20 protein-coding genes are annotated in these 20,883 nt (G+C 66.0%); 11 read left to right on the top strand and 9 right to left on the bottom strand.

The window, feature by feature from the left end:
* Nucleotides 1-172: 172 nt before the first annotated feature.
* Entirely contained in the window at nucleotides 173-1,639 is a 1,467-nt protein-coding gene (locus tag CEJ42_RS14285; protein ID WP_088751521.1) for an efflux transporter outer membrane subunit, read from the top strand.
* A 278-nt stretch (nucleotides 1,640-1,917) separates the two neighbouring features.
* Here CEJ42_RS14285 and panE read toward each other — a convergent pair whose 3' ends face one another.
* The 4 genes from panE to CEJ42_RS14265 form a co-directional block, all read right to left on the bottom strand.
* Complete coding sequence (gene panE / locus CEJ42_RS14280; RefSeq protein ID WP_088751520.1) at nucleotides 1,918-2,850, bottom strand: 2-dehydropantoate 2-reductase; 933 nt, start codon at nucleotides 2,848-2,850, stop codon at nucleotides 1,918-1,920.
* Between the two features lie 107 nt (nucleotides 2,851-2,957).
* The gene (locus tag CEJ42_RS14275; RefSeq protein ID WP_088751519.1) at nucleotides 2,958-3,377 is read right to left on the bottom strand and encodes a winged helix-turn-helix transcriptional regulator; all 420 of its coding nucleotides are present in this window, start codon (nucleotides 3,375-3,377) and stop codon (nucleotides 2,958-2,960) included.
* On the bottom strand, nucleotides 3,367-4,173 hold the full coding sequence (locus CEJ42_RS14270; protein WP_088751518.1) for an SDR family NAD(P)-dependent oxidoreductase: 807 nt from the start codon (nucleotides 4,171-4,173) through the stop codon (nucleotides 3,367-3,369). The genes CEJ42_RS14275 and CEJ42_RS14270 overlap by 11 nt, the downstream gene beginning before the upstream one ends.
* A gap of 311 nt (nucleotides 4,174-4,484) precedes the next feature.
* Entirely contained in the window at nucleotides 4,485-5,045 is a 561-nt protein-coding gene (locus CEJ42_RS14265) for a TetR/AcrR family transcriptional regulator (protein WP_079217603.1), read from the bottom strand.
* A gap of 289 nt (nucleotides 5,046-5,334) precedes the next feature.
* Between CEJ42_RS14265 and CEJ42_RS14260 the strand changes: the two genes are divergently transcribed.
* Both CEJ42_RS14260 and CEJ42_RS14255 read left to right on the top strand, forming a co-directional pair.
* Nucleotides 5,335-5,964 (top strand): glutathione S-transferase family protein, encoded by a 630-nt coding sequence (locus CEJ42_RS14260; RefSeq protein WP_088751517.1) that lies wholly within the window; start codon nucleotides 5,335-5,337, stop codon nucleotides 5,962-5,964.
* A 24-nt stretch (nucleotides 5,965-5,988) separates the two neighbouring features.
* Nucleotides 5,989-6,990, top strand: a complete 1,002-nt coding sequence (locus CEJ42_RS14255; protein WP_207760427.1) for a pyridoxamine 5'-phosphate oxidase family protein — start codon at nucleotides 5,989-5,991, stop codon at nucleotides 6,988-6,990.
* A 124-nt stretch (nucleotides 6,991-7,114) separates the two neighbouring features.
* On the opposite strand, the gene CEJ42_RS14250 is transcribed toward CEJ42_RS14255, so the two are convergent.
* Nucleotides 7,115-7,765: a 3-oxoacid CoA-transferase subunit B gene (locus CEJ42_RS14250; protein WP_079217600.1), complete on the bottom strand. Its 651-nt coding sequence runs from the start codon at nucleotides 7,763-7,765 to the stop codon at nucleotides 7,115-7,117.
* A 10-nt stretch (nucleotides 7,766-7,775) separates the two neighbouring features.
* Entirely contained in the window at nucleotides 7,776-8,477 is a 702-nt protein-coding gene (locus CEJ42_RS14245; protein ID WP_079217599.1) for a CoA transferase subunit A, read from the bottom strand.
* A 189-nt stretch (nucleotides 8,478-8,666) separates the two neighbouring features.
* On the opposite strand from CEJ42_RS14245, the gene CEJ42_RS14240 reads away from it, so the two are divergent.
* Nucleotides 8,667-9,227: a PAS and helix-turn-helix domain-containing protein gene (locus CEJ42_RS14240; RefSeq protein ID WP_088751516.1), complete on the top strand. Its 561-nt coding sequence runs from the start codon at nucleotides 8,667-8,669 to the stop codon at nucleotides 9,225-9,227.
* A 12-nt stretch (nucleotides 9,228-9,239) separates the two neighbouring features.
* Here CEJ42_RS14240 and CEJ42_RS14235 read toward each other — a convergent pair whose 3' ends face one another.
* Entirely contained in the window at nucleotides 9,240-10,139 is a 900-nt protein-coding gene (locus CEJ42_RS14235; RefSeq protein ID WP_079217597.1) for a LysR family transcriptional regulator, read from the bottom strand.
* 116 nt (nucleotides 10,140-10,255) lie between these two features.
* Here CEJ42_RS14235 and CEJ42_RS14230 point away from each other — a divergent pair, with 116 nt between their 5' ends.
* The 3 genes from CEJ42_RS14230 to CEJ42_RS14220 all read left to right on the top strand — a co-directional run bounded on the left by CEJ42_RS14230 (nucleotide 10,256) and on the right by CEJ42_RS14220 (nucleotide 12,600).
* Entirely contained in the window at nucleotides 10,256-11,143 is an 888-nt protein-coding gene (locus tag CEJ42_RS14230) for an MBL fold metallo-hydrolase (RefSeq protein WP_088751515.1), read from the top strand.
* Between the two features lie 61 nt (nucleotides 11,144-11,204).
* Nucleotides 11,205-11,816, top strand: coding sequence for an NAD(P)-dependent oxidoreductase (locus tag CEJ42_RS14225; protein ID WP_088751514.1), 612 nt, complete (start codon nucleotides 11,205-11,207; stop codon nucleotides 11,814-11,816).
* A gap of 73 nt (nucleotides 11,817-11,889) precedes the next feature.
* Nucleotides 11,890-12,600 carry a DsbA family protein gene (locus CEJ42_RS14220; RefSeq protein ID WP_088751664.1) on the top strand — a complete coding sequence of 237 codons (711 nt, stop codon included), beginning with the start codon at nucleotides 11,890-11,892 and terminating at the stop codon, nucleotides 12,598-12,600.
* Between the two features lie 129 nt (nucleotides 12,601-12,729).
* Here the strand turns inward: CEJ42_RS14220 and CEJ42_RS14215 are convergent, their stop codons facing one another.
* Together CEJ42_RS14215 and CEJ42_RS14210 are read right to left on the bottom strand one after the other, a co-directional pair.
* Nucleotides 12,730-13,374 carry an HAD family hydrolase gene (locus CEJ42_RS14215; RefSeq protein ID WP_088751513.1) on the bottom strand — a complete coding sequence of 215 codons (645 nt, stop codon included), beginning with the start codon at nucleotides 13,372-13,374 and terminating at the stop codon, nucleotides 12,730-12,732.
* A gap of 102 nt (nucleotides 13,375-13,476) precedes the next feature.
* On the bottom strand, nucleotides 13,477-14,895 hold the full coding sequence (locus CEJ42_RS14210) for an aminotransferase-like domain-containing protein (RefSeq protein ID WP_079217593.1): 1,419 nt from the start codon (nucleotides 14,893-14,895) through the stop codon (nucleotides 13,477-13,479).
* Between the two features lie 336 nt (nucleotides 14,896-15,231).
* Between CEJ42_RS14210 and aptA the strand changes: the two genes are divergently transcribed.
* From aptA to CEJ42_RS14185, 4 genes are all read left to right on the top strand, one after another.
* Complete coding sequence (gene aptA, locus CEJ42_RS14205; RefSeq protein WP_088751663.1) at nucleotides 15,232-16,554, top strand: omega-aminotransferase AptA; 1,323 nt, start codon at nucleotides 15,232-15,234, stop codon at nucleotides 16,552-16,554.
* Between the two features lie 25 nt (nucleotides 16,555-16,579).
* Nucleotides 16,580-18,073 carry a CoA-acylating methylmalonate-semialdehyde dehydrogenase gene (locus CEJ42_RS14200; RefSeq protein WP_079217592.1) on the top strand — a complete coding sequence of 498 codons (1,494 nt, stop codon included), beginning with the start codon at nucleotides 16,580-16,582 and terminating at the stop codon, nucleotides 18,071-18,073.
* A gap of 551 nt (nucleotides 18,074-18,624) precedes the next feature.
* Nucleotides 18,625-19,818 carry an ABC transporter substrate-binding protein gene (locus CEJ42_RS14190; protein WP_088751511.1) on the top strand — a complete coding sequence of 398 codons (1,194 nt, stop codon included), beginning with the start codon at nucleotides 18,625-18,627 and terminating at the stop codon, nucleotides 19,816-19,818.
* A gap of 192 nt (nucleotides 19,819-20,010) precedes the next feature.
* A complete protein-coding gene (locus CEJ42_RS14185) occupies nucleotides 20,011-20,877 on the top strand; it encodes a branched-chain amino acid ABC transporter permease (protein ID WP_079217589.1) in 867 nt (288 codons plus the stop codon).
* Nucleotides 20,878-20,883: the final 6 nt, after the last annotated feature.

Genomic DNA, 20,883 nt, shown 5'->3' with positions numbered 1-20,883 from the left:
GCCGCCGCCGCGCTTTCTCTTCGATGCGACAGCACGCAAATAGCAGTTGCTTTCAAAACGATAGTGAGTTTAAACTTGCCACTATCATTTTGCAAGTCACTATCGAAAATCAGATCCGCCCAACCATCGCTTGCCGCGTTTTGGCAACGATATTGATGAAAAGGCCAGAAGCATGAACACCCCCTTCCTCTTACCCAAGCGCGCCGGCCGCCGGCCCGTGCTGACTTCGCTCGGCGCCGCCATGGCTGCCGCCCTGGTATTGAGCGCCTGCGCGGTCGGCCCCGATTACCAGCGGCCGCAATATCAGGACACCCCGCTGCACAACGTCGCGCTGCTGCAACAGCGGCAGGCGCAGGCGCCGATGCCGGCGCTGGATCATTGGTGGGACGGCTTCGGCGACCCCGTGCTCAGTGAAATCATCGGCCGCGTGCTGGCGCAGAACCTCGATCTGTCGGCGGCGCTCGCGCGGGTGGAACAGGCGCGCGCCGCGGCGCAGATCGCCGGGGCGCGTCGCCTTCCCGAAGGCGAACTGAGTGGACAGGCGGCGCGCGCCAAACAGTCGCTGCAAAGCCCGCTGGGTGAAATCGGCCGCACCTTCCCCGGCTACCAGCGCACGCAGAACCTGCTGGAGCTGGACGCCGGCGCGAGCTGGGAACTGGACCTGGCGGGCGCGCTCAAGCGCGGCGCCCAGGCCGCCGACGCCGAGCTGCAGGCGGCCGAGGCGCAGCAGGCCGGCGTGCGCGTGTCGGTGGCGGCGGAAGCGGCCGACGCCTATTTCCGCATCCGCGGCGCGCAGGCGCGCATCGCGCTGGCCGAGCATCAGGTGAAGGCCAGTTCGTCGCTGGGCGACATCGTGCGCCTGCGCCTGAAGGACGGCCTGGCCAGCGTGGCCGAGATCGCCCAGGCCGATGCGCGCCTGGCGCAATCGCGCGCGACGCTGCCGCCGCTGCGCATCGAGCTGGAGCGCCAGACCAACCGCCTCGATGTGTTGATGGGCGCCGCGCCCGGCACCTATGCGCGACAACTGGCGCAAGGCGCTGACGCCAGCCGCGTGCCGGCCATCAGCGTCTCGCAGAGCAGCGTGGATCTGATGCGCCGCCGACCCGACGTGATCGCGGCCGAGCGTCGGCTGGCGGCGTCCAATGAACGCATCGGGCAGGCCATGGCGGCGTGGTATCCCGACCTGTCGTTGTCGGCGCTGGTGGGCTTCCAGAGCCTGGGCGCGGCCGGCTTCCTGACGGCCAACAGCCTGCAGGCGCAAGGCGGGCTTGGCCTGCGCTGGCGCCTGTTCGACTTCGGTCGCATCGATGCCGAAATCGCGCGCGCCAAGGGCGCCAATGCCGAGGCGCTGGCGCAGTACCGCAAGAGCATGCTGGGCGCGGCCGAGGATGTGGAGAACGCGATCATGGCCCTGGTGCAGCTGGAGCAGCAGTCGCGCGACCTGGCCGAACAGGTCGATGCGCAGCAGCGTGCGCGCAGCAATGCCGAGGAAGCCTACAAGGGTGGCGTGCTGAGCCTGTCGGAGGTGCTGACCGAAGATCGCCTGCTGCTGTCGGCGCAGGACGAGATGGCGCAGGTGCATGCCGACAATGCGCGGGCGGCGGTGTCGGTGTTCAGGGCGCTGGGCGGCGGCTGGTGACCGGCGGCGCAACGCCGGCGGGGCCCGTCGTGTCTTGCTCAGCGCTCAACGTCACTGGGTTCCGGCCTGCGCCGCAACGACAAGCGGGAGGTGGCGCGAACCCTCGGCTGCCAGATTCAGTCCACTCACCGCCATCCCGGCGCAGGCCGGGATCCAGCGTCTTTCCTTGCATCCGGTGGCGCTTCAGCGCGACCGGCCCCGGCCTCCCCCGCAAGAGCGGGAGGTCGCCGGAACGGTCACGAGATGGGTAACAATATCGCCAGCCGTGCAACGGCGCATCAGGCCGTGGTGCGCGCCCGATAGGCCTCGTACGACTTCAGGTGCAGGTAGGCCAGCTGCAGCAAGGTGGTCTTGGCGCCCTTGGCGTCGCCGCGCCGGATCAGGTCGCCGATGATATGGTCGGCTTCGATCCTGGCATTGGCGCTGATGTCGCGAAACATCGACGCCGTCAGCGTCGAGCCATGTTCGGCCAGCATCCCGCGCGTGCGGTTGTAGAAGGCCTCGCCCGGCTTGTAGCCCTGTAGCTCGGCAATGCCGGCGCATTCGGCCAGCACGCCTTCCAGGAACTGCAGTCCGCCCGGCCCTTGCAGGATGTCGCCGATGGAGGCGCGCATCAGCGAGGTGCTGCTGGCCAGGGTCGCCAGCATGGTCCACTTCTCCCACATCGATTGCAGGATGTTCTCGCTCAGCGTGACGTCGAAACCGGCGCCCGACAACGCCTCGTTGATCTGGCGCGCACGCGCCGACACGCCGCCGGCGCGCTCGCCGAAGGTCATGCCGTGGAAGGCGTTGAGGTGACGGATCACGCCTTGCGCGTCCAGCGTGCTGGCCACCACGCACTGGCCGCCCAGGACACGCTCGGCGCCGAAGCGCTGGTCCAGGATATCCAGGTGCTGCATGCCGTTCAACAACGGCAGGATCACGGCGTTGCCGCCGATGGCGGGCGCGACCGAGGCGATCGCGTCCTCCAGGTCATAGGCCTTGCAGCTCAGGATCACCAGGTCGTATTGCGGCAGCAGCTGGCTGCCCGACACCAGTTTGAGCTCGCGCAGCGTGAGGTCGCCCGCCGGGCTCTGCACGCGCAGGCCGTGTTCGCGCAGCAGCGCGGCACGCTTGTCGCGTACCAGGAAGGTGACGTCGCGGCCGGCGTCCTGCAGGCGTGCGCCGAAGTATCCACCGACGGCGCCGGCGCCTACGATCAGTATCTTCATCTTGTTCTCCTTGCGTTTTCTTGTGCACGATGCGTCGCCCTTTGGCCTGGGCGCTCCCTCGCGGGAGACCTATTGTGCACGCTTTCCGCGGTTCTTACCGGAAGCGCCTAGCGGCGCGCGACGCAAGCCTGGGCGTGCTCCTGCTCCTCGGCTTCCAGCTGCTCGCGGCCGAAGTGCTGCTCGCCCCAGTCGCGCAACGCGGCGATCACCGGACGCAGCGCGCGGCCGGATTCGGTCAGCAGGTATTCGTCGCGCGGCGGGTGCTCGTTGTAGCGGCGACGCACCATGATGCCGGCGTCGACCAGGGCCTGCAGGCGCTTGGTGAGGATGGCGGGAGAGATGTCCAGACTACGCCGGAACTGGTCGAAGCGCGTGAGCCCGGAGAAGGCGTCGCGCACGATCAGCACGGTCCACCATTCGCCGATCAATTGCAGCGTACGGGCGACCGGGCACTCCTGCAGCGAGGCCTGGTGGGGAGTGCGCGCGCCCGTTGGGGCGCGGCGCCTGGCGGGTGCGTCAGCCGGCATTGCGCAGGTAACGGGCAGCCGGCTTGCTCAGCGACAGATTGGGGCCCAGCGCATGCCGTGCGGCCTGCAATGTGTTCCAGTCGGCGATCTCGGGCAGCGAGGGAATGGTGACGGCTTCGCCCAGGTCGAGACCGGCCAGCGCGGCGTCCACCATGTCTTCCACCTCCATCAGCATCTCAGGCGGCAGCTGCGAGATGCTGCCGCCGGAGCGTTCCCAGATCTCGGTGCGGGTGGCGCCCGGCAGCACCGCTTGCACGCGCACGCCCAGCGGACCCAGCTCGGTCTGCATCGATTGCGACAGGTTCAGCACATAGGCCTTGGTGCCGCTATAGGTGCCGTTGAACATTTCCGGCGCCAGCGCCAGCACCGAGGCGACGTTGATGATATCGCCGCTGCCGCGCTTGCCGAAGGTGGCGGCGGCCGCAGCGGCCAGGCGGGTGACCGAGACCACGTTGAGCTGGATCATGGTGTCGTAGCGGTCGATGTCGGCGTCGATCAGCTTGCCCTGCACCGCCATGCCGGCGTTGTTGACCAGCACGGTGATGCCGTCGTCGCTGCGCAGGCGTTGCTCGACGCGCAGCAGTTCGACCTTGCTGGTCAGGTCGGCCGGCAGCACTTCGACCTGCACGCCGTGCCTGGCCTTGACGTCGGCGGCGACCTTCTCCAGGCGGGCGACGTCGCGCGCCACCAGGACCAGGTCATGTCCGCGTGCGGCCAGGCGGTCCGCGTAGGTGGCGCCGATGCCGGTCGATGCACCGGTGATGAGGGCGCGGCCTTTGTTTGCTTTGGTGTTCATTGCTGTTCCTTCTTTCCGTTCGGTAATGGTGGGAGGTGCATATCCGTGCGGCACAGCTGGCGGGTTCGCTTTTGCCTGGGCCGACTAACTTTCACGAAGATAGTAACTAGCATTATAAAAGTAACTAAGCGCGTGTCAAGCCGATGACGATTCGCGGCGTGCAGGTTTGCAACGCCGGACGCATGGCATGTGCAAAGGGATGGACCAAACGACAAGGGCCGCGACCTTGCGGTGCGGCCCTTGTCGGGGAAGAAGAGGAGTTGCGCAGCGTTGAGTGAAAGGTGCGGTGCGCGGCGCAACCGCGATACCGGCTATTCGGCCAGCAGCACGTCAGGAATGGCGCGCACCACGCGCGTGAAGACCGCGGTGCTGCCCTGGGCGCGCGACACCACCAGCGCGCCGTGCATCATCACCAACCCGTCCTCGGCGCGGCGGGCGGCTTCGGCCGGCGCGAAGCCGGCGTCCTCCAGCACCGCGGAGATCAGCTTGATGGTGTTGCCGATGTTCTGCTTGAACTGTTGCTGGAAATAGGTGGCTGCCTCGCCGATGGTGAACAGGTCGGTCAGGCATGGCAGCGTGCCCTTGGCGTAGAACTCGCTCATCGCGGCGAAGTAGCGTTTGAGGCGCTTCTCCGGTTCGGCCTCGGAGGTGAGCAGCGGCACCACCTTCTCGCGCATCCAGTGGCCCACGACTTCCATTGCCGCGCGCCCCATGTCGACCTTGCCGTTGGGGAAGTAGTGGTAGAGGCTGGACTTGCCCAGGCCGGTCGCGGCCGACAGCGTGGACAGGCTGGCGCCCTCGTAACCGGAGCGGCGGAACTCGGCGAGCAGGATTTGCGCGACTTCTTCGCGCGAGAGGCTGGGTGCGGGCATGGCGATTCTCTGTCTTTTCTGAAAGTCCGGGAACGGGATGTCTGCGAGGACCGGCATTGCGGTCCAGATGAAGCCCGGGCTCAGGATTTCAAGCAATTATAAGACCGCACGGCGGCGCGGATGCGCCCGCTTCCCGCGCAACGGGATAAAAATATTTTGCATCGCCCCGGTTGACAAGCGCCCTTGCGACGGTCTATTGTACCGATCGTTCGGTTCAGATTGCATCATGCAAGTCAACGGCGCCGCATCCGCAGGATTGCCGCAACATCAACATCGATTGGAGAGAAACATGACAACGCAACAACCCATCCGCCTCTACAGCTTCCCCCTGTCCGGCCACGTGCATCGCGTCAAGCTGCTGCTGTCCATGCTGGAGCTGCCGCACGAAGTGATCGAGGTCAACGTGCCGGCCGGCGAGCACAAGCAGGCCGACTTCATCCGCCTGAACCCGCGCGGCCAGATCCCCGTCATCGTCGACGGCGACGTCACGCTGTACGACTCGACCGCCATCCTGGTCTACCTGGCCAAGCGCTACGGCGGCGAGCAGTGGCTGCCCTCCGACCCGGTCGGCGCGGCGCATGTGCAACAGTTCCTGTCGCTGGCCGCCGGCGAGATCTTCGAAGGCCCGAACCGCGTGCGGCTGGTGAAGCTGTTCAAGAGCGAGATCGATTACGCGCTGGCGCATCGCAAGACGCTGGCGGTGCTGGGACTGCTGGAGCAACATCTGGACAAGCGCGAGTTCCTCGCCGCCGCACACGCCACCATCGCCGACCTGGCCTGTTACGCGTATGTGGCCCACGTGCCCGAAGGCGGCGTCGACCTCGCGCCCTACGCCAACGTGCGCCGCTGGATCGCGCGGGTGGAACAGCTGCCGCGCTTCGTCCCGATGAAGGCGTCGCCGCACGCCATCGCCGCCTGACCGGAACCACGCAAGGAGATCGCCATGCCATCCGCTCCAGCCATTGCCGCGCCCGCCGCCGACGCGCCGCACCAGGCCTTTCATCGCGGCGAACTGCATGCGCAGCAGCGCGCCGGCATGCTGGAGAAGATGGCCGCCATCGGCCCGCGCGTGATCCGCGACTTCATGCCGGACCAGCACCGCGAGTTCTTCGCGCAGCTGCCGTTCATGGTGGTCGGTTCGATGGACGAACAGGGCCGGCCTTGGGCCTCGATCATGGCCGGCGCCCCGGGTTTCGTGCATTCCCCCGACGCGCACACGCTGCGCGTGCAGGGCGTGCGCATCGCCGCCGGCGATCCCCTGCGCGCCAACCTGCGCGAGGGCGCCAAGCTGGGCCTGCTGGGCATCGAGCCGCATACGCGCCGGCGCAACCGCGCCAACGGCGTGGTGCATGCGCTGCGGGAAGACGGCATGGAGATCGCCATTGAACAGAGTTTCGGCAACTGCCCCAAGTACATCCAGGCGAGAAAGCCCGAACTGCTGGACGAGGATGCGTCGGCCGCGACGGTCGCCACCGACGCGGCGACGCTGACGCCGCAGATGCAGGCGATGATCGGCCGCGCCGACACCTTCTTCATCGCCACCGCGCTGACCGATGACGATGCGGAGGTGCACGGCGCCGGACATCGCCACGGCACCGACGTCTCGCACCGCGGCGGCAAACCCGGCTTCGTGCGCATCGACGGCGACGACACGCTGACGGTGCCGGATTTCATCGGCAACTCCTTTTTCAACACCATCGGCAACCTGCTGGTGCAGCCGCGCGCGGGCCTGCTGTTCGCCGATTTCGAACGCGGCGCGCTGCTCTATCTGGGCGTGACGGCGGAGGTGATCTGGGATGGGCCGGAGGTGGAGTCCTTCACCGGCGCGCAACGGCTGATGCGCTTTACGGTGCAGTCGGCGCGGCTGCTGGAACATGCGCTGCCGCTGCGCTGGAGCGAGGCCGCCCTGTCGCCGTTCCTGGAGCCGATGGGGTCCTGGAACTGAGCAACGCCGTGTCCGGCGACGCTGTCATCGCTTCAGCAATCGCGAAAAGAAAAAGGGCGCCGATCTCGCGGCGCCCTTTTTCATTGCCGCCCCGCGAACGGGGCCGCATGTTCATGCTGCAAGTTCAGAGCGCGCTGACATCCAGCGGCGCCTCGGTCTTCTCGATCACTTCTTCCTTGGTGACGCCGGTGGCCAGCTCGATCAGCTTCAGGCCGTTCGGGGTGACGTCGATCACGCCGAGGTCGGTGATGATGCGGTTGACCACGCCCACGCCGGTCAGCGGCAGGTTGCACTCGTTCAGGATCTTCTTCGAGGTGGAGCCGTCCTTGGCCTTGGCCACGTGCTCCATCAGCACCACCACGCGGCCCACGCCTGCCACCAGGTCCATCGCGCCGCCCATGCCCTTGACCATCTTGCCGGGGATCATCCAGTTGGCGAGGTCGCCCTTGCCCGAAACCTGCATCGCGCCGAGGATGGCGATGTTGATCTTGCCGCCGCGGATCATGCCGAAGGAATCGGCCGAGCTGAAGAAGGACGAGCCCGGGATGGTGGTCACGGTCTGCTTGCCGGCGTTGATCAGGTCGGGATCGACCTTGTCTTCGGTCGGGAAGGGGCCGATGCCCAGCAGGCCGTTTTCCGACTGCAGCCACACTTCGATGTCGGCCGGAACGTGGTTCGCCACCAGCGTCGGCAAGCCGATGCCGAGGTTGACGTAGAAGCCGTCCTGCAATTCCTTCGCTGCGCGCGCAGCCATTTCATCTCTGGTCCATGCCATTGCTGTCTCCTTATTTCGCCGCGCTGACGGTGCGTTGTTCGATGCGCTTTTCCGGCGTGGCATTGACCACGATGCGGTGCACGAAGATGCCGGCGGTGTGGATCTGGTCCGGATCGAGCTGGCCGACCTCGACCAGTTCCTCGACCTCGACCACCGTGACCTTGCCGGCCATGGCGACGTTGGGATTGAAGTTGCGCGCGGTCTTGTTGAACACCAGGTTGCCGGCCTTGTCGGCCTTCTGCGCCTTGACCAGCGAGACGTCGGCCACCAACGAGCGCTCCATCACGTACTGGGCGCCGTCGAATTCGCGGATTTCCTTGCCTTCGGCCACCAGGGTGCCCACGCCGGTCTTGGTGAAGAACGCCGGGATGCCGGCGCCGCCGGCGCGCAGCTTCTCGGCCAGCGTGCCTTGCGGGGTGAATTCCAGCTCCAGTTCACCGGCCAGGTACTGGCGTTCGAACTCCTTGTTCTCGCCCACGTAGGAGGCGATCATCTTCTTGATCTGACGGGTGGTCAGCAGCTGGCCGAGGCCGAAGCCGTCGACGCCGGCGTTGTTGGAGATGGCGGTCAGGTTCTGCACGCCCGAATCACGCAGGGCGGCGATCAACGCCTCGGGGATGCCACACAGGCCAAAGCCGCCGACCGCGATGGTCTGGCCGTCCTTGACGATGTCCTTCAACGCGGTGGCCGCGTCCGGATACACTTTGTTCACGAGTCTCCTTTCGGCTCTTATGCTTAGAGCACCTTGGTTCCGGCACTGTGAAATGCCATTAAAAAGCGCCAATCATCATAGGTCAGCGAAATAGGCCATACAATACGGTAAAAATACCTGGCGCAATGCAGCATACACCCAGCCGCAGGCGCCAGGTTCGAGGGACCTCCACGAGATTCGCAGCACACCATGAGCACGCCACCGGCCATCGATTTCGAACAGGTATTCATGCATGCCCCGATCGGCATGTGCGTCTCCCATAACCGCATCATCCAGCAGGGCAACCTGGCGATGGCGGAGATGTTCGGCTATGACGTCGGCCAGCTCAGGCAAAAGTCCTTCCAGGAAATCTACCCTACCGCCGACGAGTTCGAACGCACCGGCCTGCGCCTGGTGCCCATCCTCAACGAGAAGGGCTTCTACTCCGACGAGCGCATCATGAAGCGCTCCAATGAGGAGATGTTCTGGTGCCACGTCACCGGCCATTCGCTGGTGCAGGGCGACCCGCACGCGGCCGGCATCTGGACCTTCGAGGATGTCAGCGCCAAGCGCCCGATCGCGCCGGGCCTGACGCCGCGCGAGCGCGAGATCGCCGCGCTGCTGGTGGAGGGCAAGACCAGCAAGCTGATCGCGCGCCAGGTGGAGCTGAGCCCGCGCACGGTGGAAATGCACCGCGCGCGGCTGATGCGCAAGTTCGCCGCGTCGACCTCCTCCGAGCTCGTCCACAAGCTGCTCAGCATCACGCCCTGAGCGCAGCCCGCGTCAAAAGGGCTGCCCCGCAAAACGTTCCGCCAGGAAATCCAGCATGGTGCGCAAGGTCGCCGGCATATGCTTGCGCGAGGCGTACACCGCATACATCCCCAGCTGCGTCGGCTCGTGCTCCGGCAGCAACTGCACCAGCTGGCCCGAGGCCACCAGCGGCGCCACCGAATAGGCCGGCATGTGGCCGATGCCCACGCCCGCCAGCACCGCCTGCAGCAGCACCGTCACCTCGTTGGCGCTGATGCTGCCGCCCACCGCCACTGACAGCGACTTGCCGCCCTTCGCCCTGGGCTCGAACTCCCACAGGCTGCGCCCGACGTAGGAATGCGTCAGGCAATTGTGCAGGGCCAGGTCTTCCACCTTCTTCGGCGTACCGTGGCGCGCCAGGTAAGCGGGCGACGCGCAGATCACCGAACGGCACACGGCCAGCTTGCGGGCGATCAGGTTGGGTTCGAGCCGGGTGGTCATGCGGATGGCCAGGTCGATGCGCTCCTCCACCAGGTTGACGGTGCGGTCCAGCGCCACCAGGTCAACCGCGACCTCGGGATAACGGCGGCCGTAGTCGACCACCGCCTGCACCAGCTGCGTCTGCGTGAAGGAAGTGCTGGAAGTGATGCGCAGCAGGCCGCGCGGCGTCTCGTCGGGCGCATCCACGGCGTGGCGCATGTCGTCGGAAAACTCCAGCAGTTGCCGGCAGCGCGGCAGGATCTCGTTGCCGGCAGGAGTCAGCGACAGGCGGCGCGTGGTCCGGTGCAGCAGGCGCGCGCCGACCCACTCTTCCAGCTCGGCCACATAGCGCGACACCACCGGGCGCGACAGGTCCAGCTGCTGGGCCGCGGCCGACAGGCTGCCGCCGTCGACCACCGTCACGAATACTTGCATTGCCGTCAACCTGTCCATCGCCGTGCCTCGCTCACCTGAACGTTTTCAGAAACAAACTGTGAGCGATTATGCTGTTTTTCAAAAACAAAAGCGAACCTATGATGAGCGCTCCTGAACACTCACCGGAGCCCTTCATGCACTTCCCCACCCGCCTGCTGCGCCGCGCGCTGATGCTGGCCGCCACCGGCCTGATCGCCGCCGGGGCGCACGCCGCCGACGCGCTCAAGCTGGACGTCTACAACCCGGGACGCGACGCCATCTTCCCGGTCAGCTCGGTGCTGGTCACCGGCCGCCATGAGGCCATCCTGGTCGATGCCCAGTTCGGCCGCCGCGAGGCCGAGCAAGTGGTGGAGAAGATCCGCGCCAGCGGCAAGACGCTCACCACCATCTACATCAGCCACGGCGACCCGGATTTCTACTTCGGCCTGGACACCATTCACGCCGCCTATCCCGACGCCAGGATCGTCGCCACGCCGCAGACCGTGGCGCATATCCGCCAGACCGTGCAGGGCAAGCTGGCTTACTGGGGCCCCAAGCTGGGCGACAACGCGCCGCGCGCCACCATCGTCCCCGAGGCGCTGCAGGGCCGCACGCTGACGCTGGAAGGCCGCAAGCTGGAAATCGCTGGCCTCGACGGTCCGCAGCCTGAGCGCAGCTTCGTCTGGATCCCGTCGCTGAAGGCGGTGGTGGGCGGCGTGGTGGTGGACGGCAAGCTGCACGTCTGGACCGCCGACACGCAGAGTCTCAAGTCGCGCCAGGACTGGCTGGCCACACTGGCGCGCATCGAGAAGCTCAAGCCCGCGGTGGTGGTGCCCGGCCACTTCGCGCAGGGCGCGCCGCTGAACATCGAGTCGGTGCGCTTCACCCGCGACTACCTGAAGGCCTTCGACCAGGAAGCCGCCGCGGCTGCCGACTCCGCCGCGCTGGTGGCGGCCATGAAGCAGCGCTATCCGGAACTGGACGACACCTCCTCACTGGAACTGTCGGCCAAGGTCATCAAGGGCGAGATGAAGTGGCCATAAGCCGCCGCCCCCGATCCCACGTCATTCACGCAATCCAACCGCAAACACGAAAGGACACACCATGAACATCGCCCTCATCGGCGCCACCGGCAACGTCGGCAGCCGCATCCTCGAAGAAGCCCTGCGCCGCGGCCACCAGGTCATCGCCATCGCCCGCGACGCCGGCAAGATCGCCGCGCGCGACAAGCTCACCGCGCGCAGCGCCGACGTCAAGGACACCGCCGCGCTGGCCGCCGCCATCGCCGGCGCCGACGTCGTGGTTTCCAGCGGCCGCTTCGCCAACTTCACCGCAGTCGATGTGCTGCCGGCCCTGAAGCAGGCCGGCGTCAAACGCCTGGCCGTGGTGGGCGGCGCCGGCAGCCTGGAGATCGCACCCGGCAAGGCGCTGGTCGACACGCCCGACTTCCCGGCGGAGTACAAGCCCGAAGCCACGGCCGGCCGCGCGTTCCTGAACGACCTGCGCGGCGAGAAGGACATTGCCTGGACCTTCCTCTCGCCTTCCGCGCTGTTCATCGCCGGCGAGCGCACCGGCAAGTTCCGCCTCGGCGCGGACCAGCTGCTGGCCGACGCCGCCGGCAAGAGCTGGATCTCCTACGAGGACTACGCCATCGCGCTGCTGGACGAGCTGGAGCAGCCGAAACACCTGCGCGCCCGCTTCACGGTAGGCTATTGATCACGGCGTCCCGCCATGCGCTCGCATGGCGGGACCGGCGCAGCACCCCATTGAATTTGCAGGAATGAACGACATGAGCCAGACCGCCACCGTTTTGCATTACATCCACGACCCGCTATGCGGCTGGTGCTACGGCGCCGCGCCCCTGGTGGCCGCCGCGCGCGGCGTGCTGCCGGTGCAGGCGCACGGCGGCGGCATGATGGCCGGCCGCAATCGCCGCAAGGTCGACGCCGAACTGCGCAACTACGTGATGCCGCACGACCGCCGCATCGCGCAGATGACCGGACAGGTGTTCGGCGAGCCTTACTTCAACGGCCTGCTGACCGACACCACCGCCGTGTTCGACTCGGCGCCGCCGATCGCCGCCGTGCTGGCGGTGCAAGCCGTCAAAGGCGACGCGGCAGGACTGGACATGCTGGCTGCGATCCAGCGCGCGCACTACCAGGACGGCCGGCGCATCTCGGACGAGTCGACGCTGTCGGCGCTGGCCGGCGTACTGGGCGTGGATGCCGCTGCGTTCGCGCAGGCCATGCGCAAGATCGAGGCGGAAGAACTGGCGCGCCATATCGAGGCCAGCCGTGCGCTGTTGAACTACGTGGGCGGGCGCGGCTTCCCGACTTTCGTGCTGCAGCGGGGCGATGCGCTGGAGGTGCTGGATGCGGGGATGTGGCTGGGACGGCCAGAAGAGTGGGCGCAGTTCCTGCGGCAAGAGAGCGGCGGCGCCTCATCCGGCAGCGCGTCGTCGCTGCCGCAATGCGACCTCGACGGCGGTCATTGCCACTGATCTTTCCTTGCGCAATCTTCGCTGCGAAACCGGGATCGCGTGAGTTTCTCTGCGCAAGGTTGAACGACGCTGGATCCTGGCTTGCGTCAGGATCCAGCGTCGTTCATTGCAGCCCGGCGGCGCCGACCATCAAACCGGCAGTCCCAGGGCCTGCAACTGCTCCCGCGTCTGCTCCGCATCCACATGATGGATGCCGTACCACCCCAGCGCCTGCGCCGCCTCGATGTTCTTCTTCACATCATCGATGAACACCAGTTCGTTCGGCTTCAGGCCGGCCAGGTGACGTCCGTAGCGCGCCAATGCGATCTGATAGATCTCGGCATCGGGCTTGATGCACTTCTCTTCGCCGGAGACGACGATGTCCAGGAACAGGTTCAGGAAATCGTAGTTGTCGCGCGCATACGGGAAGGTCTCGGCCGACCAGTTGGTGAGGCCGAACACCGGCACCTGCTTCGCATGCAATTCCTTGAGCAGCGCCACGCCCTCGTCGAGCGGCCCGCGCAGCATTTCCTTCCAGCGGTCGTAGAAGGCGCGGATCAGGCTCTCGTGCTGCGGATGCTCCTTCACCAGCAGCGCGGTGCCGTCGGCCAGGGTGCGGCCGCCGTCCTGACGGATGTTCCAGTCGGGCGAGCAGATGTGCGTCAGGAAGTGGTGGCGCTCGGCGTCGTCGGCGATCAGGTGGCGATAGACGTGCAGCGGGCTCCAGTCGAACAGCACGCCGCCGAAGTCGAACACGACGGCGCGGATGCCTGAGGTCGGGGTGGGGATGGTCATGCTTGGCTATCCTCGCGAAGATGGGCATTCCATTCTACTGTCCCGCCGTGACGCCCGCGTGAAGAAGTGTAAGCGCCGGCCCCGCCGCGGCAGCCATGGCGCTCACAGCGACCGGAAGAACTCGAACAGCTCCGGCACATCCGCATAGCCGACGTTGAAGCGGAAACTGGTCTTCTCGGGCGCGGCCAGGTGGAAGAAATCGCCCGGCGCCAGCCAGATGCCTTTTTGCCGCGCGCGGTCGGCGATCTCGCGCGCCGACAGGTCGCTGCCCTCCAGCGTGGCCCAGGTGAACATGCCGCCGCGCGCCGCGGTGAAGGGCGTCAGCCCGGCCTCGGCCAGCTTGGCGTTGAGCGTGGATTGCGCGTTGAGCAGCGTGGCGTTGAGCGTCTGCACGTGGCGCCGGTGATGGCCTTCGGTCAGCACGTTGTGCACCAGGCGCTCGTTGATCTCGGAGTTGGTCAGCGTGAGCACCATCTTGGTATGCACGATCTGGCGCGCCAGTTCGCGCTGGCAGGCGACGTAGCCCACGCGCAGCGAAGGCGCGATGGTCTTGGAATAACTGCCCACGTAGATCACCCGCTGCAAGCCGTCCAGCGCCGCCAGCATGGGATCGGTGGCCTGCCCCAGCTCGCGGAAGATGTCGTCCTCCACCACCCAGAAGCCGTGCCGTTCGGCCGCCTGCAGCACGCGCATGGCGCAGGCCGGGGTATAGGACGTGCCGGTCGGGTTCTGCAGCACGCTGGTGGTGAAGAACATCTTGGGCTGGTGCGCGCGCGCCAGCGATTCCAGCATGTCGGTGTCGACCCCGCCGGGCGTGCGCGGCACGCCGATCACGTTCAGCCCGGCCAGGCGCAGCATGGCGATCAGGTTGCAATAGCCGGGGTCGTCGATCATCACGGTGTCGCCGGGCTGGGTCATGGTGCGGATCACCAGGTCCAGCGCCTGGGTGGCGCCGTGCGTGGTCAGCACCTGGTCGATGGCCACATCCAGCGACCAGTGGCCGAGGAACTGCGCGATCAGCTGGCGCAGCGGCGCATAGCCGAACGGATGGCCGTAGCCGACCTGCTGCGCGCCGGGCGAGCGGATGATGCGGCGCTCGGCCTGGTGCAGGCCCTCGTCGTTGAGCCATTTGCCCGGCAGCCAGCCGCAGCCGGCCTTGATGGGCACACGCTCGTCGGCGAACATTTCCGACAGCAGCCAGGCCGAGTCGATCACCGGCTCATGCGGCGTGAACACGGCGCGCGCGCCCGACTGCCCGGCGCGCGCGGCGACGAAGAAACCGGCCCCGCGCCGCGCCAGCAGCATGCCGCGCGCCACCAGCTGCTCGTAGGCCTCGACTACGGTGGAGGCGCCGATGCTGTGACTCTCGGCCAATTGCCGCACCGAGGGCAGGCGCTCGCCGGAACGCAGCTCGCCGCGCTCGATCAGCAGCGCCAGCCCGTCGGCCACCTGCTCGACCAGGCGGGCGGCGGTATTCCTTTGCAGGTCCAGTTGCAGCGGCTCGCGCTGGAGCTTGGCCATGATGTCCTCTTTGCTGTTGGCCGGACGACTTTATTGGTCACCCGGCCCAAGTGTTTGGCATTTTATGAAAGTGTATTGCCTGCAGTGCGGCCGCGGCGACAGATCGTCCGGCCGGCATCCATTCCTCTTTTGATCGCCACGGCTGCCGGCCAGACCGGGCAAACAGGAGCACGCTTCATGCGCTCCGTACGCTGCCGTTCCCGCAGAATAAATCAACACAGTTCACTCAAATCAACAATACAGTTCCACATCAAATTGAAAAGTGTAGCTAACAATACTGCGAGTGTCTGGCAATAATCAAGTCGTTCTCAACTCCGACTACAGATGGTGCGCCCCATGTCCAACACCGAACAGAAAGCCGGCCTCTCCGCCTACTGGATGCCCTACACCGCCAATCGCAATTTCAAGGCCAGCCCGCGCATGCTGGTCTCGGCCGAGGGCATGCATTACCGCGACGACGCCGGCAATGCCATCCTCGACGGCACCGCCGGCCTGTGGTGCGTGCCGCTGGGCCACGCCCATCCCAAGATCGTGTCGGCCGTGCAGAAGTCGGTGGCCACGCTGGACTACGCACCGTCCTTCCAGCTCGGTCACCCGAGCGCCTTCGAACTGGCCGAGCGCCTCAAGGCCTACACCGGCAATCGTTTCGCCAACGTGTTCTACACCGGCTCGGGTTCGGAATCGGTGGACACCGCGCTGAAGATCGCACTGGCCTATCACCGCGCCCGTGGCAACGCCACCCGCACCCGCATGATCGGTCGCGAGCGCGGCTATCACGGCGTCGGCTTCGGCGGCATGTCGGTGGGCGGCATCGGCGGCAACCGCAAGACCTTCAGCCCCTTGCTGCTGCAAGGCGTGGACCATCTGCCGCACACCCACAACCTGGAAAAGAATGCCTTCACCAAGGGCGAGCCCGAATACGGCACGCACCTGGCCGATGAGCTCGAGCGCATCGTCGCCCTGCACGACGCCTCCAACATCGCCGCCGTGATCGTCGAGCCGGTGGCCGGCTCCACCGGCGTGCTGGTGCCGCCCAAGGGCTACCTGAAGCGCCTGCGCGAACTGTGCACCAAGCACGGCATCCTGCTGATCTTCGATGAAGTGATCACCGGCTTCGGCCGCCTGGGCACGCCGTTCGCCTCCGACTACTTCGACGTCGAGCCGGACATCTTCACCACCGCCAAGGGCCTGACCAACGGCGTGGTGCCGATGGGTGCGGTGTTCGTGAAAAAGGAAATCCACGACGCCTTCATGAACGGCCCGGACGGCATCGAGCTGTTCCACGGCTACACCTACTCCGGCCACCCGCTGGCCTGCGCCGCCGGTCTCGCTTCGCTGGACGTGTTTGAGCAGGAAGGCGTGCTGGAACATGCGCAATCGGTGTCGGGTTACTTCCAGGACGCCGCCCACGCGCTGCGCGGCCTGCCGCACGTGATCGACGTGCGCACCATCGGCCTGATCGCCGGCATCGAGCTGGCTTCGATCCCCGGCAAGGTCGGCGCCCGCGCCTACGACGCCTTCGTGCGCGCCTTCAACGACGGCATCCTGATCCGCGTCACCGGCGACATCATCGCCCTGTCGCCGCCGCTGATCATCAACAAGCAACAGATCGACGAGCTGTTCGGCAAGCTGGCCGCGATCCTGAAGACGCTGGCCTAATTCGAACCCGGAGCCTCAAGCAACAATGGAAAAGATCACCCACTACATCGGCGGCAAGCGCGTCGACACCACCAGCGGCCGCTACGCCGACGTCTTCAACCCCGCGCTGGGCGCGCCAGCGGCTAAGGTCGCGCTGGGCACGGCCGATGAAGTCGACGCCGCCGTCAAGTCCGGCGCCGCCGCCTTCCCGGCCTGGTCCAACACGCCGCCGCTGACCCGCGCGCGCGTGCTGTTCCGCTTCCTGCACCTGATCCAGCAGCGCGCCGACGACTTCGCGCGCATCATCGTGCGCGAGCACGGCAAGACCTTCTCGGACGCGCAGGGCGAAGTCGCGCGCGGCATCGAGATCGTCGAGTTCGCCGCCGGCATCCCGCAGATGCTGAAGGGCGAATACACCGACCAGATCGCGCGCGGCATCGACGCCTGGTCGATGCGCCAGCCGCTGGGCGTGGTGGCCGGCATCACGCCGTTCAACTTCCCGGCGATGGTGCCGATGTGGATGTTCCCGATCGCGATCGCCTGCGGCAACAGCTTCATCCTCAAGCCGTCCGAACGCGACCCGTCGGCCGCGCTGCTGATCGCCGAGCTGCTGCAGGAAGCCGGCCTGCCGGACGGCGTCTTCAATGTCGTCCAGGGCGACAAGGTCACCGTCGATGCGCTGCTCGATCACCCGCAGGTGAAGGCCATCAGCTTCGTCGGCTCGACCCCGATCGCCGAATACATCTACGCCCGCGGCTCGGCCAAGGGCAAGCGCGTGCAGGCATTGGGCGGCGCCAAGAACCACATGGTGGTGATGCCCGACGCCGACATGCAGCTGGCCGTCGACGCCCTGATGGGTGCGGCCTTCGGCTCGGCCGGCGAGCGCTGCATGGCGATCTCGGTGGCGGTGGCCGTCGGCGCCGCCGGCGACCAGCTGGTCGCCGCGCTGGCCGAACGCGCGCGCAGCCTGAAGATCAACGAAGGCAATGTGGCCGGCGCCGAGATGGGCCCGGTGGTGACCGCCGCCGCCAAGGAACGCATCGAAGGCCTGATCGGCCGCGGCGTGGAAGAAGGCGCCAAGCTGGTGGTCGACGGCCGCGGCTACAAGGTGCCGGGCTACGAGAACGGCTTCTTCGTCGGCGGCACGCTGTTCGACCACGTCACGCCCGAGATGACGATCTACAAGGAAGAAATCTTCGGCCCGGTGCTGTGCGTGCTGCGCGCGCCGGACGTGGCCAGCGCGGTGGAACTGATCAACGCGCATGAGTACGGCAACGGCGTGGCGGTGTACACGCGCGACGGCGGCGTGGCGCGCGAGTTCGTGCGCCAGATCGAAGTCGGCATGGTCGGCGTGAACGTGCCGCTGCCGGTGCCGATGGCCTTCTCCAGCTTCGGCGGATGGAAGCGCAGCCTGTTCGGCGACCATCACATGTACGGTCCGGAAGGCGTGCGTTTCTACACGCGCTCCAAGGCCGTGATGCAGCGCTGGCCGAACACGGCGAGCGCGGGCGCCGAGTTCGCCTTCCCGCAGATGAAGTAAGACGCGACGACAGGAAACGGCATGAATTGTTCATGCCGTTTTTTGTTTTTCCACACGGCGGGAGTTGCCGTTTGCTGGTGCAGCAATCGCAACATGTGGTGCAGCCGCTGAGGCACGCAGGCTAAAAATGCACCGCGATGTCGATGAAAAAATTTAAGCCCACGACTGGAGGGAAACGACGACAATCGCAAGGACGATATCCGCCCGCAAATACGGCGCCGATATCGCCGGCAGCAAAGAAAATCCGCATCGCCACCGCATGAACATACATCGGGGCAATGGAGCACGGATCGCAGCACCGCAGCAAAACAAAAGAGACATCGCATTTCACGGCCAGGAGGAGCCCGCCATGATCGTTCGCATCATGTCATGCCCGTTCGACCTCTCTTTATCCGCGATTTTCCGGCGGAGGAATCCGTTCGCCTTGCCGCCATGCCGGCGTCTCCTTGCGTTCGAATTTTCACTCTTGTTGGGCATGGAATTTGCGTTGAATGCCTTGAAGTTTTCACCGATGTCATCTGTCGATTTTTAATCCTGAGGGAGATGTGAATATGTTCAGTCGTCGCGATTTTCTGAAGCTGTCCGCACTGGCCGCGCCGGGGGCGCTGTCGTTCAACGAAGCGTTCGCGCAAGCCGATGCGATTTCATTCGGCTGCCCGGTGCCGATGTCGGGCCCGTTCGCGGCCAACGGCAAGTTCGCCGACATGGGCATGAAGCTGGTGCTGCAGAAATACGGCAAGGTGCTGGGCAAGAACACCAGCTACGTGACGCTGGACACCGAAGGCAAGCCGGCCACCGCGGTGCGCAAGATGCAGGAAACCATCGAGAAGGGCACGCGCTTCTTCGCCGGCGGCATCCTCTCCGGCGAAGCGCTGGCCATGGGCAAGGAAGCCGACAAGGCCGGCAGCATCTTCATCACCACCGCCGGCGCCGATGAAATCACCGGCACCGACTGCAACCGCTCTACCTTCCGCTGGTCGGTGCCGACCTTCGGCGCCATCGAGCAGACCGTGCGCCCGCTGCTGGAGAAGATGCCCAACGCCAAGCGCTGGTACACCATCACGCCGCAATACGTGTTCGGCGAAGGCCTGCTCTCCGCGGCCAAGAACATCTTCAAGGAAAAGGGCATCGAGCACGTCGGCAACAGCTACCACTCGCTGACCGAGAAGGAGTTCTCCGGCTACCTGACCAACGCCATGGCGGCCAAGCCTGACGTGCTGCTGCTGCTGAACTTCGGCTCGCAGTCGTCGGACACGCTGCGCCAGGCGGTCAGCTTCGGCATGAAGAACAACTGTACGATCCTGATGGCCTGGGCCTCGGGCCTGGAGCAGTTCGAGACCCTGGGCGCGGACATCTGCGACGGCGTCTACTTCGGCGCGCAGTACTGGCACGCGATCGATTCGCCGTTCAACAAGGAGTTCGTCAAGCTGGTCAACGACACGCTGAAGATCGACCCGAACTACAGCCTGGCCGGCTCCTACATCTGTACCAAGATCATGCTCGACGCCATCATCAAGGCTAACAGCACCGATCCCAAGGCGGTCATCGCGGCCATGGAAGGCATGAAGTACGAAGGCCTGACCGGCACCGAGGAAATCCGCAAGGGCGATCACCAGGTGATCAAGAATTACTACCTGTTGAAGGGCAAGGCGAAATCGAAGATGACCAACAAGAACGACTACGCAGACATCGTGTCTTCAGGGAAGTCGTTCCTGGCGTTGGACAAGACACAGTGCAAACTCTGAGCACGCATTAGTCCCTCCACCGTCGTCCCCGCGCAAGCAGGGACCCAGCGACGTTGACCGGCCGTCGAGACACAACGAAAGTCACTGGGTTCCCGCTTTCGCGGGAACGACGGGAAGGTGGTGGAAGGACAAGCGGCGGACCGGGCGACGGCGACGCCCGCTGCAAACCAAGCATTCCCGTATCGAGGTCCCATGAATATCTACCTGCTGCAGATCGCCAACGGCATCGGCATCGGCATGCTCTACTTCCTGTTGGCGGTAGGCCTGTCCATCGTGTTCGGCCTGCTGCGCTTCGTCAATTTCTCGCACGGCGCCTTCTTCCTGCTGGGCGCCTACCTGTGCTTCCAGATCGCCGACATGGGCATCAGCTTCTGGTGGTCGCTGCTGGTGGCGCCGCTGGTGGTGGGGCTGTTCGCCTGGGTGGTGGAGCGCTTCGTGCTGCGGCACGTGTATGCGCTGCCGCACCACTTCCATATCCTGTTTACGGTAGGTCTCGCGCTGGTGCTGCAGGAAGCCGTGATCTCTTACTGGGGGCCGCTGGGCAACAACGTCTCGCCGCCCGACATCCTGCAGGGCGTAGTGATGGCCGGCGGCTTCGTCTATCCCAAGTACCGCCTGTTCGTCATCGGCCTGACCGCGGTGATGGCGCTGATCCTGTGGTGGGTGCTGGAAGGCACGCGCCTGGGTTCCATCGTGCGCGCCGGCAGCGAGTCGACCGAGATGGTGTCGCTGCTGGGCCTGAACATCAACCGCATCTTCAGCCTGGTGTTCGCGCTGGGCGCGGCAACCGCGGGCCTTGCCGGCGCGCTGGCCGCGCCGATTCGCGGCGCCGATCCCTTCATGGGCGTGGAGGCGCTGGGCATTGCCTTCGTGGTGGTGGTGGTGGGAGGCCTGGGCAGCTTCTGGGGAGCGCTGATCGGCGGCATCCTGGTGGGCATCGTGCAAAGCGTGATGAGCACCGTGTGGTCCGAAGGCGCGCACCTGATGATCTATGTCGCCATGGCGGCGGTCATGCTGCTGCGGCCCAACGGCCTGCTCGGCCGGCCCGGCGCGGCGTGAGGAGGA

This window comes from Herbaspirillum robiniae (assembly GCF_002213415.1).
Taxonomy (GTDB): Bacteria; Pseudomonadota; Gammaproteobacteria; order Burkholderiales; family Burkholderiaceae_D; genus Herbaspirillum; species Herbaspirillum robiniae.
The sequence above is the reverse complement of the archived record's forward strand: the minus strand, read 5'-3'. Positions and strand labels throughout refer to the sequence as shown.

What these genes read in the sequence shown, in the direction of transcription:
- CEJ42_RS14240 (WP_088751516.1), top strand. Translation starts at nt 8,667, where the DNA reads ATGAGCACGCCACCGGCCATCGATTTCGAACAGGTATTCATGCATGCC.
- panE (WP_088751520.1), bottom strand. Translation starts at nt 2,850, where the DNA reads ATGAAGATACTGATCGTAGGCGCCGGCGCCGTCGGTGGATACTTCGGC.
- CEJ42_RS14230 (WP_088751515.1), top strand. Translation starts at nt 10,256, where the DNA reads ATGCACTTCCCCACCCGCCTGCTGCGCCGCGCGCTGATGCTGGCCGCC.
- CEJ42_RS14275 (WP_088751519.1), bottom strand. Translation starts at nt 3,377, where the DNA reads ATGCCGGCTGACGCACCCGCCAGGCGCCGCGCCCCAACGGGCGCGCGC.
- CEJ42_RS14220 (WP_088751664.1), top strand. Translation starts at nt 11,890, where the DNA reads ATGAGCCAGACCGCCACCGTTTTGCATTACATCCACGACCCGCTATGC.
- CEJ42_RS14285 (WP_088751521.1), top strand. Translation starts at nt 173, where the DNA reads ATGAACACCCCCTTCCTCTTACCCAAGCGCGCCGGCCGCCGGCCCGTG.
- CEJ42_RS14215 (WP_088751513.1), bottom strand. Translation starts at nt 13,374, where the DNA reads ATGACCATCCCCACCCCGACCTCAGGCATCCGCGCCGTCGTGTTCGAC.
- CEJ42_RS14250 (WP_079217600.1), bottom strand. Translation starts at nt 7,765, where the DNA reads ATGGCATGGACCAGAGATGAAATGGCTGCGCGCGCAGCGAAGGAATTG.
- CEJ42_RS14225 (WP_088751514.1), top strand. Translation starts at nt 11,205, where the DNA reads ATGAACATCGCCCTCATCGGCGCCACCGGCAACGTCGGCAGCCGCATC.
- CEJ42_RS14210 (WP_079217593.1), bottom strand. Translation starts at nt 14,895, where the DNA reads ATGGCCAAGCTCCAGCGCGAGCCGCTGCAACTGGACCTGCAAAGGAAT.
- aptA (WP_088751663.1), top strand. Translation starts at nt 15,232, where the DNA reads ATGTCCAACACCGAACAGAAAGCCGGCCTCTCCGCCTACTGGATGCCC.
- CEJ42_RS14255 (WP_207760427.1), top strand. Translation starts at nt 5,989, where the DNA reads ATGCCATCCGCTCCAGCCATTGCCGCGCCCGCCGCCGACGCGCCGCAC.
- CEJ42_RS14265 (WP_079217603.1), bottom strand. Translation starts at nt 5,045, where the DNA reads ATGCCCGCACCCAGCCTCTCGCGCGAAGAAGTCGCGCAAATCCTGCTC.
- CEJ42_RS14270 (WP_088751518.1), bottom strand. Translation starts at nt 4,173, where the DNA reads ATGAACACCAAAGCAAACAAAGGCCGCGCCCTCATCACCGGTGCATCG.
- CEJ42_RS14260 (WP_088751517.1), top strand. Translation starts at nt 5,335, where the DNA reads ATGACAACGCAACAACCCATCCGCCTCTACAGCTTCCCCCTGTCCGGC.
- CEJ42_RS14200 (WP_079217592.1), top strand. Translation starts at nt 16,580, where the DNA reads ATGGAAAAGATCACCCACTACATCGGCGGCAAGCGCGTCGACACCACC.
- CEJ42_RS14185 (WP_079217589.1), top strand. Translation starts at nt 20,011, where the DNA reads ATGAATATCTACCTGCTGCAGATCGCCAACGGCATCGGCATCGGCATG.
- CEJ42_RS14190 (WP_088751511.1), top strand. Translation starts at nt 18,625, where the DNA reads ATGTTCAGTCGTCGCGATTTTCTGAAGCTGTCCGCACTGGCCGCGCCG.
- CEJ42_RS14235 (WP_079217597.1), bottom strand. Translation starts at nt 10,139, where the DNA reads ATGGACAGGTTGACGGCAATGCAAGTATTCGTGACGGTGGTCGACGGC.